This is a genomic window from Chitinophaga sancti, assembly GCF_034087045.1.
GTDB lineage: Bacteria > Bacteroidota > Bacteroidia > Chitinophagales > Chitinophagaceae > Chitinophaga > Chitinophaga sancti_B.
In genome coordinates this window covers 4,365,365-4,381,049 of the sequence record NZ_CP139247.1, presented here as the reverse complement: position 1 = coordinate 4,381,049, position 15,685 = coordinate 4,365,365, and the positions used below count along the sequence as shown (strand labels likewise).

The following is a 15,685-nucleotide window of genomic DNA, read 5'->3' as shown; positions in this document are numbered from 1 at the left end:
TATGATCAAACTGGAAAATGTGAGCAAGTCATTCCTCAACGGTAAGCCCGCCGTTTCTGCTGTATCATTCGAAGTGAATGCAGGAGAAACACTCATACTGCTGGGCACCAGTGGAAGTGGGAAAACTACCACACTCAGAATGATCAACCGCCTTATATCGCCAGACAGTGGGAATATATTTGTAAACGGTCAATCCGTATTATCCCAACAACTGGAATCCCTGAGAAGAGGCATCGGTTACGTACTCCAATATCATGGTCTCTTCCCTCACTACACCGTAGGTGAAAACATAGGCGTGGTACCCGGTCTGCTCCGGTGGGATGCAGGTCGCATTGCATCGAGAGTGGCGGCATTGATGGAGAAACTCCATCTCCCCGTTTCCGATTTCCTCCATGCCTATCCGCAACAACTTAGTGGCGGACAGCAACAACGTGTAGGTCTTGCCCGCGCACTCGCCGCAGACCCTCCCGTATTGCTCATGGATGAACCCTTTGGCGCACTGGACCCCGTGACCCGCGCCAGCGTAAGAAAAGAATTTCGCGCACTCGACGAAATACAATCCAAAACCATCATCATGGTTACTCATGATGTGCAGGAAGCTTTTGAACTGGGCACGAAAATCTGCCTCATGGACAAAGGTAAAGTACAGCAAACCGGCACACCTGCAGCACTCTTATTTTCACCCGCTAATGACTTTGTCAAAGCCTTTTTTGATGAACACCGCTTTGTACTGGAACTGAAAGCACTCACTATCGCCGACATCCGGCCATGGTTAGCGCCAATCAATGGCAATGATACCCTGACCATATGGGACGCCATCGCCGCCGGCATGCCCCGCAATACACTGCTGGATGCCGTAGACCAGTACAGGCAATCTAAACATATGCATGGAACCAGCTAACAGCTTTATTGACTTTCTACAGCAGGAATCCGGCAAAATACTGGAACAAACCCTGCAACATATCGGCCTTACCTTTATCTCTTTGTTGATCGCCGTTGTGATTGGTGTGCCCCTGGGTATCCTCATCACCCGCAGGACTAAAATGGCAGGTGCTGTATTGGGCATTGCAGGGGTCATACAAACCATCCCCAGTATTGCCCTTTTAGGCTTCATGATTCCCCTGTTAGGCATCGGCCCTTTACCAGCTATCGTCGCGTTATTTTTGTATGCGCTATTGCCCATTGTACGCAATACCTATACAGGGATCATACAGGTGGATCCCGCCGTTATCGAAGCTGCGACCGGTATTGGCATGAGCCCACGTCAATTATTATTTAAGGTACAACTACCACTTGCCATGCCTGTGCTACTGGCAGGCGTAAGAACCGCTACCGTGATCAATGTTGGCGTCGCTACCCTCGCTGCCTACATTGCTGCCGGTGGCTTAGGGGAATTTATTTTCGGTGGTATCGCGCTCAACAACACGAACATGATCCTGGCTGGTGCCATTCCTGCTGCATTGCTCGCTATTTTATTCGACTGGGGCCTCTCCCGCATCAGATTCCGCAAGGTGTTCCTGATGCCGTTGCTGATATTGGTACTATCTTCTTTTTACCTGCTTCCTGACTTTTATGGTTCTAAATTGCTGGCAGGCTTTACACCTGAATTCATGGGGCGGAATGATGGAGATGTAGGTTTAAAAAAGATCTATGGATTAAAAATCCGTACCGTAGTGATCAGCGATATGATCATGTACAAAGCCGCTTACGACAAAAAGGTAGACGTGATCAGCGGCAGCAGTACCGATGGCCGTGTAAAAGCGTATGACCTGCAGGTATTACAGGATGACAAACACATATTCCCGCCTTATTACGCCGCACCAATTGTGAGACTGGAAGTGCTTGACAAATACCCCGAACTGGCCCCTGCGCTCGATAAACTGTCTGGTACAATTAATGATAGTATCATGACAGCCTTGAATTACCGGGTAGATATTTTAAAACAGTCTCCGGCTGTTGTTGCTAAGGAGTTTCTCGATGCCCACCACTTGCTGCGATCACCCGGAACGGGTACAAAAGGTACGATCCGCATTGGCGCCAAGATCTTTGGTGACGGCTACATCCTCGCAAATATGTACAAATTACTGGTTGAAGGTTATACTGATCTGCATGTAGAAACAAAGACCGGTCTGGGAGGTACTAAGATCTGCTTTGAAGCACTCACAAATGCACAGATTGACCTGTACCCGGAATATACCGGTACCGGTCTGCTCGTCATCTTACAGGCACCTCCGTCTACCCTCGATTCATTGGGTGGACAGGCTGATAAAGTATACGACTACGTGGCAGCGGCCTTTCAACAACGCTATCATATCAAATGGCTGGCACCTGTTGGATTCAATAATACATATGCATTAATGATGCGCAGACAACAGGCCAGTGCTTTAAAAATTAAGACTATCAGCGACCTGACAAAATACTTACAATGGAATTAAAGCAAGCTTTCGACACCGTGCGCCAAAGATCTGTGAGCATATGCGCGCCTTTACAAACAGAGGATTATGTGGTACAACCAGTGGTAGATGTGAGTCCGCCCAAGTGGCATTTAGGCCATACTACCTGGTTCTTTGAAACATTTGTATTACAGCCAAATTTAAACGGCTACCAGGTATTTAATCCTGATTACAACTTTGTATTTAATAGTTACTATGAATCCGTAGGTGCGAGAGTTATTCGTACAGATCGGGGAAATCTTAGCAGACCAGGTGTGGCGGATGTATACCGTTATAGGGAATACGTAGATAACGAAATGGGTAAATTACTCGCACAGAATATATCCAAAGAATTACACGCGCTCATCACTTTAGGATTAAATCATGAAGAACAGCACCAGGAATTACTGGTCACTGATATAAAATATATCTTAGGTCACAATCCTTTGTTTCCCGCATACCAGGAGGACTACACCTTCAAAGAGCAGCCGGTGGCCAGCAGTCATTTCATTGCTTTCCCGGCAGGCATCTACGAAATCGGTCATACCGGCGATGGTTTCTGCTTTGACAACGAACTGAACAGGCACAAGGTATACCTGGAAGAATTCAGTATCAGCAGTGCGCTTGTCACGAACGCTGAATACCTGGAATTCATGAAGGCCGGCGGCTACACGAACTTCCGTCACTGGCATGCCGAGGGATGGGACTGGGTAAAGACCAACAACATCAACGCCCCGCTTTACTGGCATGAAGTAGATGGTGACTGGATGAATTATACTTTAAAAGGATTCAGGGCCATTGACCCAAGCATGCCGCTGGCACATATCAGTTATTACGAAGCCGCTGCATTCGCGGCCTGGAAAGGGCTGCGTCTTCCTACAGAAAATGAATGGGAAGCCGCCGCGCCACAACTGGCGTGGGGAGAAAGATGGGAATGGACAGAAAGTGCATATCTCCCTTACCCCGGTTTTGTAAAAGCACCCGGCGCAATCGGAGAATATAACGGAAAGTTCATGGTGAGCCAGATGGTGCTGAGAGGCGGCTCTGTAGTCACTCCGCCGGGGCATAGCCGGATCACTTACCGGAATTTTTTCCATCCGCCACTGAGATGGCAATATACTGGCATCAGATTAGCTAAATAATTTTCATTCAACAATTAAGTTTACATTATGGCTACCACCTCTGTAATGAATGCTTTCACTGTATTGACCCCGAAGCTGGAACAATTGCCCGTTTTTCATCGTGATGTACTGCAGGGATTGAGTGCAAAAGATAAATATCTCGACGCTAAGTATTTTTATGATGACAACGGAGACCGCATCTTTCAGCGTATCATGGCTTGTCCGGCATACTACCCGACGAATTGTGAAATGGAAATTATGCAGGAACAATCCGCGCAGATCAGTGCGCTGATTGCATCGCTCACAGATACTTTCGATGTTGTAGAACTAGGTGCAGGCGATGCGACCAAGTCCGTACACCTCTTACAGGAATTACTACATATAGATCACTCTTTCACTTACTACCCCATTGACATCAGTGCAAATGTGATCAGTCAACTGGAGCAAAACCTGCCTGAGCACCTACCGGCGTTGCAGGTACATGGGCTGCACGGTGAATATTTCGAGATGCTGCGAATGGTACAGACACTATCGGCAAGACCTAAAGTCGTACTATGTATGGGTGGCAATATCGGCAACTTCACCCCTGCAGAAACCCGTAAGTTCTGCCGCCAGCTGCGCAATTATTTACAACCCGGCGATATGCTGCTCACAGGTTTCGATCTGAAGAAGCATCCGCAGATTATTCTGAATGCGTACAATGATTCAGAAGGTATTACGCGCGAGTTTAACCTGAACCTCCTCACCAGGATTAACAGGGAAATGGAGGCTGATTTTGACCTGTCAAAATTCGACCACTACCCTACGTACGATCCGGGTACAGGCGCCTGCAAAAGCTATCTTGTGAGTCTGGAGGATCAGGAAGTGCATCTTTTAAATAAGACAATCGGGTTTAAAAAGCATGAAACTATTTTCATGGAGATCTCCCAGAAGTACAGTCTGGATGAATCAGAAAAACTGGCCATACAGGCAGGCTTTGAGCCCATCGCGCACTTTACGGACAGGAAAGGCTGGTTTGTAGATAGTTTATGGCAGGCGTAAAATAAATGCAATAAAAAGCGGCCGTATCAGCAGTAAGATACGGCCGCTTTTTATTCGGGTGCCTAATGAAGATAAGTAGTCCTTTAATGCAATTCTGAAGAGTTCTTTTCTATTTTTTATACACCCACTTCCATTTGGTAGATGCCTCCCTTATGGGTTCGCAAATATTGACTCCAGCGCATCCAGCAAAATATCAATTTCATCTTCCGTATTGTAATAATGCGGAGATATGCGCAGCGCCCAGTTCACACCCTTTGATTTAAAATCGATCAACGCACTGGATGTAACGCTAATGGCTGTATTTATATTTCGCTCACGCAGTGAAGTCAACAGCCATTGCGGATCACTGACCGGTGCAGACAGGGTGATGATACTGGCCAGTTCCTTTCCTTTATCCAACAGTGTTACACCCGGCAGGGATTCCAACCGTGGACGCAACAACCCGCACAGGTATTTATTCCGGTCCGCAATATTTTGTAACCCGATTTCATTGGCATAATGTACAGCGGCATAACCACCTGCTATCAATGCATAAGACTGCTCCCAGTCCTGAAAGCGTTTTGCATCTGATGCCGGAACGAAGGTATCATCATCCGTCCAGGTAGCTGCATACATATCTAAAAACAACGGATACCAGGGTTTATGCAATATCCTGTCAGACACATACAAAAATCCCGCACCCCTTGGTCCACGCAGGTATTTACGCAGCGTAGCACAAAGGAAATCACACCCTATTTCTTCTACATCCAATGGTAATTGTCCGGCTGACTGACACGCATCTACCAGATAAGGGATGTCCAGCTCACGGCATACTTTTCCTATTTCTGCCACAGGCTGGATCAAACCGGTATTTGAAGGAACGTGGGTGAGTGACACGAGCCTGGGATTTCTATCCCGAATTAATGATGCCATGTGATCCACATCCACACCACCTTCCGGCATACTATGTGCGCGTACCAGCTCTATCCCAAACCGCTCTTCCAGCGAAAGGAACTGCAACTGGTTACTCGCATAATCTTCATTGGCAATCACCACCACATCTCCCTTCTTAAATGGAATGCACGAAAGCGCCCGCGCAAAACTGTTTGTCGCGCTGCTGGTAAATGCAATATTCTTTGCAGAAGCATTCAGCAATCTTCCTGCGGCCAGGTAAAAACGGTTGAGGGCAGTTGCATTGGCTGCCGCTGTTTCATAACCTCCAAAATTAGCTTCTTCAGCAAGATAATCCTGCATGGCCTGCAATACCGGGTAAGGTGGTAAAGCAGCGCCGGAATTATTAAAGTGTACTTTGGTCTGGCAGCCGGGTGTATCTGCCCTTAGGTTAGCGATGTCCATGGTATTTATTTATTTCCACGCCCCCAACATTCTTCTCACAGCCACAATTTCGCCGGTATGGTAACTGGTATGATCAGCAATCAGCAGCGCTTCGCGAAAGAGGTGTTGCCCATCTCCATGCGTAAAAGGCTCGAAAAGATCTGCATCAGGTCGTTTGAGCAATTTAATAAATTCTGCGCAATCCTTTTTGATCTGGGCGATGCTGTGCTTCCAGGCTTCGTCGTCTTTTGGCGCCGGCTCCTTAGGCCAGTAACCTTCTGGCCAGGGTGGAGACTGATGACCGGGATTTCTTGAAAACTCCAATATATCCCATTGGGCAATACGAATGTGTTCTACCAGTTGCCAGATGCTGTAAGGCATGTTTTCCGGTACGATTCCTCTTATTTTTTCAGGTACCCCCTTTACGGCATCATCGAATGAGACATGGGCATGACTGCCAGTGAGTAGCTCTTCTAATGATTGAATGAATTCTTTTTGTGCCATTGTATGCTTTTTGGAATAGGCGTCAAACAGGGTGCCAAGCCGATACAGCTTCGATACAACTTCGTTACCAAAAGGTCACCATAAGGTCACTTCAATATCCCAGGGATAATGAGGTGCCCTTATGGTGACGTTATAGTGTACTTATGATACTCTTATAGTGACGGTATTATATCGAAGTTACACTATAGCTATCCTATGACTTAGTTATTGCCACTTGTTTACTTACTAATAAGTAAGTATCTTTGCACGCATGCAGGACACCAAAGAAAAAATAGTCGGCCTGGCAGACCAGCTGATCAAAACAAAAGGTTTTAACGCCTTCAGTTACAAAGATATATCTGATCCGCTGGCCATTAAGAATGCCGCCGTTCACTATTATTTTCCCACCAAGGCCGACCTTGGCATGGCCGTCATTGACCAGGAAATCACCTGGATGAACAGGGGAATTGCCAACTGGGAAGCCCTGCCGGAAGATCAGCAACTGCGCCATCTCATCGCTTCCTTCGAGAACAAATGCGATGCTCACATGGTCTGTATCATGGGATCCCTATCCCCGGATTACAATACCCTGCCTGAGAATATGCAGGTGCGCCTGCGACAATTCAGTGCTTCTGTCATAGCCTGGGTTACAGAATGTCTCGAAAACGGGCAAAAAAAGGGTATCTTTCACTTCAAAGGCACCGCCGGGGACCGGGCATTATTAATCGTTTCCAACCTGCTCGCTTCTCTCCTCCTCAGCCGTGTTATGGGAGAAACCGCATTTGAAAAAATCAGCAAACAATTATTAGACGATATTTTATGAAAAGAGTAGTTATCACCGGCTTAGGCGCGATCACGCCTATCGGGAATCACGTGAAAGCCTTCTGGGACAATTTGCTGGCGGGCAAAAGCGGCGCTGCGATGATCACAAAATTCGACGCCAGTAAGTTTCGAACGCAATTCGCCTGCGAGATCAAGGATTATGATCCAACACAATTTTTAGATAAAAATGATATCAGGAAAACGGATCCGTTTACCCAATACGCACTCATTGCCGCCCAACAGGCGGTAGACGATTCTGGGATTGACTTTGCCACCATGAACCCATTCGATACAGGGGTGATCTGGGGTTCAGGTCAGGGTGGTATGCAGACCTTTGAAGACCAGGTAAAAGAATATGTAGAGAATAATTATCAGCCGCGGTTCAATCCTTTCTTTGTGCCAAAATTAATTGCGAACATGGCATCAGGTATGATCTCAATCCGCTTCGGGTTAATGGGTATCAACTATACCACCGTATCTGCCTGTTCTACCAGCAATACGGCCATTATGGATGCACTCAATTACATTCGCTGGGGCAAGGCCAAAGTGATCATCACCGGCGGTTCTGAAGCGCCGATCACGGAGGCTTCAGTAGGTGGATTCTGTGCCATGAAAGCCATGTCGCAGCGCAATGATGATCCTGCCCATGCAAGCAGACCATTTGATACCGGCAGAGATGGATTCGTGATGGGTGAAGGCGCCGGCGCACTGGTGCTGGAAGAATACGAACATGCTGTAGCGAGAGGTGCACACATCTATGCAGAAGTAGCCGGTGCTGCTATGACTGCCGATGCCTACCATATGACCGCTACTCATCCGCAAGGTCTTGGTGCCTACGAAGCTATGAAAAGAGCGCTGGAAGATGGTGGTTTAAACCCCTCCCAGGTAGATTATCTGAACGCACACGCTACCAGTACACCCGTAGGCGACCTGAGTGAAATTGCGGCTATTACCAGGCTGCTTGATCCATCTGTCGCCATCAGTGCCACCAAGTCCATGACCGGTCACCTTTTAGGTGCTGCCGGGGCTATAGAAGCAATTGCTTCTATATTAAGCATCAAAAATGGAGTAATCCCACCTACCATCAATACGACTGAACTGGACCCTGCTATTCCGGCAGGACTCAATATCATACTAGGTAGTGCAGTAGAAAAAAAGGTTAACGTCGCAATGAGTAATACCTTTGGTTTCGGAGGTCACAATGGCATTGTGGTCTTTAAAGCTTTATAAATATCATCAGCCTTTGAGAGTACCGCCTCTCAAAGGCTTTAACAAATCCATCAACCCGTTTAGCCTGATTTCGTACATCGTACTTAGCAACATCCCCAGCTTTCCCTTCGGCCATCCTTCCCGATTAAACCACTCCAGGTAAGACACCGGCAAATCGCACAGCAGCACATCCTTGTATTTTCCAAATGGCATTCTCATCGTTACCAACTGTTTAAAGATCTCCGGATCCGGTCCTGCTATTTCCATAAGCTTACTTTTTGCAAATATATTTTTTTGAATTTAAATCCATTTTTCCGCCACATCCGTATATACCATAATTATTAAAAAATATCTATATCTATCTAAGCAGATATATTGAAATAAAGGGAATTTTACAAGCCGTTGCCGATAGCTGGCGAAAATACATAAAGGGACAAATTAACGAATTCATTACCAATTAATATCTGGAAATAGTCGTGTGAATCTTACCTGCAGTGTCTATACCTATTTGCAACAGCTTTGTACAAAAAGGCACATTTCATTTTGCATTTTTGTGAACTTTTTGATTTAAACATCCCCCCAGAAGAGTGGTTATGAGAATAGCCGGTTGCAGATATCTATGTCTGTAACCGGTTTTACCTTTTCAGGCCAGCATGACACTAAAAAAAACAGGGGCAATGGAGCAAGAGATCAGGCAGAGCAAAGCCGAATTGTACGAAATACTACTGCGATATATTCATTCTAAACAAGCCGAAAAGGATCTGCTTGAAGAAGATGATCTGAGTATAGACCTGTTGAGGAATAGCATTACCACACTAGGCGAACGGCTCAGAGAAGTTGAAAACAAACTCGCAGCTACCGAAAAATTATTAAAGTTATCACAGGAATCATATTCCAGCCTGGTAGGAGAAATCCAGGACTATGGGATCATCACCCTCGATCCTGACGGAAATATCCTGACCTGGAACAAAGGTGCGGAACGCATCAAAGGTTACACCGCACAGGAAATCATAGGCAAAAATTTCAGGATCTTTTACACCCCAGCTGCCAGAGCTGAGTGTGTACCTGAAATACTCTTATCCACAGCTATCCAGGATGGTCGCGTTCAAAACGAAGACTACCGGGTACGAAAAGACGGTACCCTGTTCTGGAGTGGTGTGACTATCACTGCCCTTCACAATAATGAAGGGGAGTTAACCGGGTTTATCAAAATCACCCGCGACCTCACCGAACGGAAACAGATGGAAGACCAGACCCAGTTATACCTTCGTAAACTGGAAATGGAGAACCGGGAACTTGAACAATTTACTTACATCGCCTCGCACGATCTGCAGGAACCATTACGCTCTATCAGCACATTGGTAGAACTGGTGGCTACGGAATATACCGGCAAACTGGATGAAAACGCAGACAACTATCTTCGCTTTATCCGCCAGTCAAGTAATCGTATGAGTGACCTGATCAAAGCCCTGCTGGACTACTCACGTATCGGCAATGTGAAGCAGAAGGAAGCTGTAGATTGTAGCCAGATCATCCTGACGGTAGTAGACGATTTGCGTACGGCCATCCACGAGAGCAAGGCACAGGTGATTATGGAAAACTTACCTATCGTACATGCCTACCCAATAGAACTGAAATTATTATTTCAAAATCTGCTGAGTAATGCGATTAAGTTCCGACAGCAGGATGTACCTCCTGTGATCCGTATTACCTGTGTGAAAAGAGAACATGAATACGAATTCATGTTTGCAGACAATGGAATCGGCATTGCACCACGCTATCAGGAAAAGGTATTTGAGATCTTTCAACGCCTGCACAATAAACTCCAATACGAAGGTACTGGCATTGGACTGGCTCACTGTAAAAAGATCGTTTCCCTTCACGGTGGCGAGATCTGGCTTACCTCCACACCTGGCAACGGCAGTCAATTTTATTTCACAATTTTAGCATAAACCACATGAATAGAAAACTACATTCCATCCTATTAGTTGAAGACGATGAAGCCACCAATTTCATCAGCCAGATGGTGATTAAAAAAATGGATTGTGCGGACCATGTGCATGTGGCCTGGAATGGAGCGGAAGCTCTTGATTACCTGAAAGCCTGCAAAGAAACTCCACAGGGTCAGCCTGACCTCATTTTGCTGGACATAAATATGCCGGCCCTGAATGGCTGGGAATTTCTCGATGAATATAACAAACTGGGCGATAAGGAAAAAGGACAGGTAGTCGTAGTAATGCTCACAACGTCTATGAACCCCGATGATCATCAACGGGCTATAAGTCATCCTGATGTATCCGGGTTTAGAAACAAACCATTGACGACCGGGTTAATGGAAGACATTCTCGATGCATATTTTAACGCTTAAAAATTACAACCACCCTTTTTCCTGCCAGGATGATATTACATCCGGTACGACTCCGCATTCCCTCAAAATTCGCTCAAACTCTTCCATATCTGATTCCCAGTCGATCGCATACGCTGCAAAATCATCACTCACCGGCAGGCGATTGTACAACTTATTTGTCGTGAGCAACCACGCTACTTTGCGCAGCATGCCCGCGGCTATTTCCCACTTCTCTTCGCGCTCTATGATCTGCATGAACTGCTTGAAAGGCCGTTCAAATTTCTCCGTACGGATAGGCATATACGGGTGATCCATCTCTGTCGATAAAAAAATCAGGTCAAAGATGTCTTCGTCCTGATGACGGCGGGAGATTTCAGTAGTAAAAGCCTGTGAGCGTGGTGAAAGGGAAGGAATATATTCAGCTATTTCATGGTAGTTGATTTCCAGCAGAGATAGCGGTGTTTCGATCCGGGATGCAGCAAGCGTATCTACGATGGCTTCGGCGAGCTTTTCAGTCACTTCTTCTTCCAGTGCCTGTATGTTCAGGTCATCATCAGGTCTGACCCAGGTAAGCCGCTCAGTACCCGTTTCGCAAATGGCCCTGATTTCGTCCAGCTGGCCATCGGGTGTGTACGTATAGTGCTGAATATAATGGAACTCTCCGTGTCCGGGGGCCATACCCAGGCCGTCGGCAGTGAGGATGCGGTCATTCTCCCAATTGTATTCCTCTATGCTGATAAAGAGGGAATAATGATCTTCCAGCATATCAGTGATCATCTCGTCGGCACTCATTCCGCCATAGTTATTGGCACTGCCCCGGGTATTGACGAGGAGAGATTGCCATCCTACCTTTCTGCCATCTTTGTAAAGCATTCGTTTTATACAGGAAGGTATTTGTGTATGTTCTGTAATGCAATATTCAACATACTCAACAACATCGTCACTATAAGAATAATATCCTTCCCAGTTTATATTATTCACCACATGGCGAAATGCAGTATAAATGGGCTTTCCATCCTCTCCAAATCCATAAAAATGATAGTCATTGATCTCTCTGGCACGGGCTTCGGGGAATATTTTCCCTTCAGGCAGCATAAATGCCTGGGTTCCATAGTCTTTCAGATCATATCTGAATCCAGGCACATACTTCTCGGTCAGGATCTTCGCTTTATACGCAGGTAGAAGGGATCGCTCATTAAATGCATTTTTCCACCTGGTTAGTAACTCTTGCTTCAGTATTTCAAGGTCCATCAGCCGGCATTTTGAATAAAAATAATATATTATAATTGACATAGCAAGGAGAATTTCTGTTTATCTTTATCGATCATAACCACGACTAAGAACCTATGCCTAAGAAAAACCTGCAAAGGTGCCTGCTATCCTGTACCTGCCTGTTGTACGCCATATCTCTAAGAGCACAATATCCAGTTCCTCAGGTAGTTGGACAACCTTCTCTTACAGCCAGATGGTTATCTATCAATCCCCGTTCATGTGGTACGGATATGATGATGAATACATGGCGCCAAAGCACCGCTTTCAGACAAAAAGAAAAGAAGACCAATCATGCTATCCTGATGAATACTAACAGGTTAGCTGCGGCAGATTATACATTGCCTGTCGTTTTTCATATTATCAACGAAGATCCCGCTTCCATTACGGACCAGGATGTAACGGATGCCCTCGCGGCACTGAACGATGCCTATGGCAAAACCGGTGCATTTGCAGGAGCAAGAACGGATACCCGTATACAATTTTGCCTTGCCAAAACCGACCCTGATGGCGGCGCTACCACCGGGATACTACGTACAAAATCTTATCTCGCTGATTTTGACGCGGATATGGAAGGAGATGCACTCACCGCCCTTGGTAAATGGGATGGTAGCCGCTATATCAATATCTGGGTCGTATCCGGTATCAAATCCGAGTTCCTGCAAACATTTGAGTGCGGCGCCTGGACCCGTATGCACATGGCCGGCTATGCCAGCGCTGGCGGCGATGTAGTCGTATCTGGATTGGGGGTAGACCTGGTAGCGCACGAAATGGGACACTACCTCAGCCTCATTCATACTTTTGCCAACCAGGACTGTAAAAATGATGATTGCACCACCGATGGAGATATGGTGTGCGATACGCCACCAGATAAATCTATCAATGGAGGATTCCCCTGTAGTAATCCCGAGAATTCATGTAATACTGACACCTTATCTGGTTTTAGTACTGATGTACCGGACCTGCCGGATAACTTTATGGACTATGGTGGCGGTACGGGTTGTACCATGTCGTTTACAGAAGGACAGGCACAGCGTATGCGTGATTTTATCGGGAGTAGTCTGACGGGAATGATCGGCAGTACGTTGTGTAATCCACCCTGCGTTACCGCCGCTGTAGCGGATTTTACGAAAGATGCAGATTATCCTTTGATGGGGAGTACGGTGAATTTTACTAATACTTCTACCGGCGCAACTACCTATCAGTGGCTGGTGGATAATGTGGTGGTGAGTACAGGAGCCAGCTTCAGTCTACATGTAACTGAGAAGAAAAACTATGTGGTAGTATTACGTGCCTACGATGCCTCCGGTTGTTTTAGCAGCATGCAGGATATACTACAGGTGAGCTGTGGGGTGACTGCCCGGTTTTATCCTGACAAAAGAAAGATCGCTTCCAAAGCAGGTGTAGAACTGGATAGTGTGTTGTTTACAAATCGTTCTATCAATGCCAGCAGCTATTCATGGAGAATAAAACTGGGTGCCAGTGAAACGGAAGTAGCGACTACTGCGGATCTGACTTATGTGTTTCAGACACCAGGTACTTACCAGGTAAGACTCATTGCAACTGATGGCAGTTGCTATGATACGACCCACTACGTAACGATCGTAGTCGATGACCCTACCGCTGATGGACACGTATACCTGAACAGTGTAGCTTGTTATAATCAGACGCAGTTACAGATCTCTTTATACTTTTACAACTTCGGTTACCAGACGATTCCAAAGGGTACGCCTATTACTTTGTATAATGGCACCCATGATTCCATTGGTGTTTATTTATTGCCTTACGATCTGAAAGGAAAATGCGCATCTTACCTGGAAACATTTATACTGAATGCATATGCAGATACCCTGATTGCTAAATTTGGCACGAACACCGCCATGATGACTAATTACCGGTTCAGGATCCAGCTCACACCTGCCGATATTGCCATGACACCTGCGGAGACCATTGACCTGACACCAGCAGTAATATCTGGCGGTACGATCAATAGTGTAACATGGACACCCACTACGTATGTAAGTTGTGATAATTGTACGACCACTACTTTCACAGCACCATATCGTAAGGATACTTTGTACCAGCAAACAGTGAAAGTGACGAATGGGAACAATTGTTATGATACCACATTTACTACCATACACATTGCCCCTGTAGATGACTATACGGCTAATGTGCTGAGCACAGAATGTGCCCGGAATGATAGTATGTATATCACATTTGAAGTGTGTAATAACTACGCTGCGGGAAATGTACCACAGGATCTAAACCTGAGTTTTTATGATGGAAATGGTTTGCTGATTGGGAATAACTACACCATTGCTGCATATAGTGCTGATGCCTGTGAAACCTACCATATAACTTTAAAAGGCGTTTCTCCTTTCAGTATCAAAGTGAATACAGGTACATGGGCAGAAACAGATACGACAAATAATACGGCCGCTGGTACGTATACATTGCCTGCAGGCAGTATACTGCCTGCGGATACAACGGTGATGCGGGGTGCTTCGTATACGTTGAATACTGCGGTGAGCAATTTTACAGCTGCAACTTATGCATGGCGTACAGAAGGTGCAAATAGTCTGTTGGGGGCTACAACTTCCACACCTACCATCACTGTCAGAGACAGTGCCGGTATCTATGCTGTTATGACAAACGCTTACGGTTGTAATTTATCGGTATCAGCTATTGTACGATTAATTCCTCCAGATCTGACCATGACCATTTCTGATGTGAAATGTTATGACAACACCCATACCATCGTTACCTTTGAGATCTGCACCGGCAATGGCTACGACAGTATTCCGAAAGACCTGACCGTATCCTTCTATGATGGCGATTCCTTATTAAAACCATTGTTTTATAACGATGCTGCTACTGCAGGTAGCTGTCATACCTACACGCAGGTAGTAAGCACGCCATTCAGCGGAGAGTTATATGCGGTGGTGAATGCGAATGCTTTATTAAAAGAGACTGACTATACGAATAACAGCGATGCGGCATATACTTCTCCTTTTACAGTGGGTTTTGAACCACATGTACTGGAAGTAGGCCGATTCCAGGATATACAACTATCCCCGATGCTCACAGGCGGCGAATTGCCAGCTACGCTTACCTGGACACCTGCAGCAGGTCTATCCTGTACAAATTGTCTCTACCCTACTGTACATGCAGTATCTTCAGTGATCTATACGCTGGCTATTAAGAATGAATATTTCTGCACGGATACTGCTTCTGTATATGTACATACCTCCGTGAAAGACCTGTTCTCTATGCCAAATGCCTTTAGTCCAAACGGGGATGGTGTGAATGATGTATTTTATATTATCGGTTCTAAAGACATTATTGCTATTGACGACTTCCTGATCTTTGACAGGTGGGGGAATAAAGTGTTTGAAAGACATCAGGGTGTGCCGAATGATAAGTCCTTTGGATGGGATGGTGCGAATGCGAAACCGGGTGCTTATGTTTACTACATCAAAGCTGGCAATGCACAGATAAAAGGAACGGTGCTATTGGTAAAATAAGATCGATATTTTGACCTGTCCTGGAATAGTGATGCAGAATTCTTGCTACTGTATTTTCGTTTTTAAGTTCTCAAATAATATTGAAAGGGTTCGCTGTAAAGGCGGGCCCTTTTGATACCA

The 15,685-nt window shown here is 45.9% G+C and carries 13 protein-coding genes; 9 read left to right on the top strand and 4 right to left on the bottom strand.

Going from position 1 to position 15,685, the window contains the following annotated elements; all coding sequences use genetic code 11:
- The first annotated feature begins 1 nt into the window (after position 1).
- The 4 genes from SIO70_RS17910 to SIO70_RS17895 are packed head-to-tail and all read left to right on the top strand — an operon-like array spanning position 2 to position 4,594.
- Positions 2–901, top strand: coding sequence for an ABC transporter ATP-binding protein (locus SIO70_RS17910; RefSeq protein ID WP_320572886.1), 900 nt, complete (start codon positions 2–4; stop codon positions 899–901).
- Positions 888–2,435 (top strand): ABC transporter permease/substrate-binding protein, encoded by a 1,548-nt coding sequence (locus SIO70_RS17905; RefSeq protein WP_320572883.1) that lies wholly within the window; start codon positions 888–890, stop codon positions 2,433–2,435. The genes SIO70_RS17910 and SIO70_RS17905 overlap by 14 nt, the downstream gene beginning before the upstream one ends.
- Entirely contained in the window at positions 2,426–3,574 is a 1,149-nt protein-coding gene (egtB, locus tag SIO70_RS17900; RefSeq protein ID WP_320572880.1) for an ergothioneine biosynthesis protein EgtB, read from the top strand. Before SIO70_RS17905 ends, egtB begins: the two co-directional genes overlap by 10 nt.
- A gap of 27 nt (positions 3,575–3,601) precedes the next feature.
- Complete coding sequence (locus tag SIO70_RS17895) at positions 3,602–4,594, top strand: L-histidine N(alpha)-methyltransferase (RefSeq protein ID WP_320572877.1); 993 nt, start codon at positions 3,602–3,604, stop codon at positions 4,592–4,594.
- Positions 4,595–4,744: 150 nt separating this feature from the next.
- Here SIO70_RS17895 and SIO70_RS17890 read toward each other — a convergent pair whose 3' ends face one another.
- Together SIO70_RS17890 and SIO70_RS17885 are read right to left on the bottom strand one after the other, a co-directional pair.
- A complete protein-coding gene (locus SIO70_RS17890) occupies positions 4,745–5,929 on the bottom strand; it encodes an aminotransferase class V-fold PLP-dependent enzyme (protein ID WP_320572875.1) in 1,185 nt (394 codons plus the stop codon).
- 9 nt (positions 5,930–5,938) lie between these two features.
- Positions 5,939–6,412, bottom strand: a complete 474-nt coding sequence (locus SIO70_RS17885; RefSeq protein WP_320572872.1) for a DinB family protein — start codon at positions 6,410–6,412, stop codon at positions 5,939–5,941.
- Positions 6,413–6,662: 250 nt separating this feature from the next.
- Between SIO70_RS17885 and SIO70_RS17880 the strand changes: the two genes are divergently transcribed.
- Entirely contained in the window at positions 6,663–7,214 is a 552-nt protein-coding gene (locus SIO70_RS17880) for a TetR/AcrR family transcriptional regulator (RefSeq protein ID WP_320572870.1), read from the top strand.
- Positions 7,211–8,443 (top strand): beta-ketoacyl-ACP synthase II, encoded by a 1,233-nt coding sequence (fabF, locus tag SIO70_RS17875; RefSeq protein ID WP_320572867.1) that lies wholly within the window; start codon positions 7,211–7,213, stop codon positions 8,441–8,443. Before SIO70_RS17880 ends, fabF begins: the two co-directional genes overlap by 4 nt.
- Positions 8,444–8,449: 6 nt before the next feature.
- On the opposite strand, the gene SIO70_RS17870 is transcribed toward fabF, so the two are convergent.
- Positions 8,450–8,689 (bottom strand): DUF3820 family protein, encoded by a 240-nt coding sequence (locus SIO70_RS17870; protein ID WP_083722893.1) that lies wholly within the window; start codon positions 8,687–8,689, stop codon positions 8,450–8,452.
- A gap of 410 nt (positions 8,690–9,099) precedes the next feature.
- On the opposite strand from SIO70_RS17870, the gene SIO70_RS17865 reads away from it, so the two are divergent.
- On the top strand, positions 9,100–10,374 hold the full coding sequence (locus SIO70_RS17865; protein WP_320572861.1) for a sensor histidine kinase: 1,275 nt from the start codon (positions 9,100–9,102) through the stop codon (positions 10,372–10,374).
- 5 nt (positions 10,375–10,379) lie between these two features.
- Positions 10,380–10,790 (top strand): response regulator, encoded by a 411-nt coding sequence (locus tag SIO70_RS17860; protein WP_320572859.1) that lies wholly within the window; start codon positions 10,380–10,382, stop codon positions 10,788–10,790.
- A 3-nt stretch (positions 10,791–10,793) separates the two neighbouring features.
- Here SIO70_RS17860 and SIO70_RS17855 read toward each other — a convergent pair whose 3' ends face one another.
- A complete protein-coding gene (locus tag SIO70_RS17855; protein ID WP_320572858.1) occupies positions 10,794–12,020 on the bottom strand; it encodes a hypothetical protein in 1,227 nt (408 codons plus the stop codon).
- Between the two features lie 95 nt (positions 12,021–12,115).
- On the opposite strand from SIO70_RS17855, the gene SIO70_RS17850 reads away from it, so the two are divergent.
- Positions 12,116–15,565, top strand: a complete 3,450-nt coding sequence (locus tag SIO70_RS17850; RefSeq protein WP_320572856.1) for a gliding motility-associated C-terminal domain-containing protein — start codon at positions 12,116–12,118, stop codon at positions 15,563–15,565.
- The last annotated feature ends 120 nt before the right edge of the window (positions 15,566–15,685 follow it).

Bases quoted from the DNA above. Each gene is read 5' to 3' on its own strand.
- SIO70_RS17880 (WP_320572870.1), top strand. From the start codon at position 6,663: ATGCAGGACACCAAAGAAAAAATAGTCGGCCTGGCAGACCAGCTGATC.
- SIO70_RS17865 (WP_320572861.1), top strand. From the start codon at position 9,100: ATGGAGCAAGAGATCAGGCAGAGCAAAGCCGAATTGTACGAAATACTA.
- egtB (WP_320572880.1), top strand. From the start codon at position 2,426: ATGGAATTAAAGCAAGCTTTCGACACCGTGCGCCAAAGATCTGTGAGC.
- SIO70_RS17850 (WP_320572856.1), top strand. From the start codon at position 12,116: ATGCCTAAGAAAAACCTGCAAAGGTGCCTGCTATCCTGTACCTGCCTG.
- SIO70_RS17905 (WP_320572883.1), top strand. From the start codon at position 888: ATGGAACCAGCTAACAGCTTTATTGACTTTCTACAGCAGGAATCCGGC.
- SIO70_RS17860 (WP_320572859.1), top strand. From the start codon at position 10,380: ATGAATAGAAAACTACATTCCATCCTATTAGTTGAAGACGATGAAGCC.
- fabF (WP_320572867.1), top strand. From the start codon at position 7,211: ATGAAAAGAGTAGTTATCACCGGCTTAGGCGCGATCACGCCTATCGGG.
- SIO70_RS17885 (WP_320572872.1), bottom strand. From the start codon at position 6,412: ATGGCACAAAAAGAATTCATTCAATCATTAGAAGAGCTACTCACTGGC.
- SIO70_RS17855 (WP_320572858.1), bottom strand. From the start codon at position 12,020: ATGGACCTTGAAATACTGAAGCAAGAGTTACTAACCAGGTGGAAAAAT.
- SIO70_RS17910 (WP_320572886.1), top strand. From the start codon at position 2: ATGATCAAACTGGAAAATGTGAGCAAGTCATTCCTCAACGGTAAGCCC.
- SIO70_RS17895 (WP_320572877.1), top strand. From the start codon at position 3,602: ATGGCTACCACCTCTGTAATGAATGCTTTCACTGTATTGACCCCGAAG.
- SIO70_RS17890 (WP_320572875.1), bottom strand. From the start codon at position 5,929: ATGGACATCGCTAACCTAAGGGCAGATACACCCGGCTGCCAGACCAAA.
- SIO70_RS17870 (WP_083722893.1), bottom strand. From the start codon at position 8,689: ATGGAAATAGCAGGACCGGATCCGGAGATCTTTAAACAGTTGGTAACG.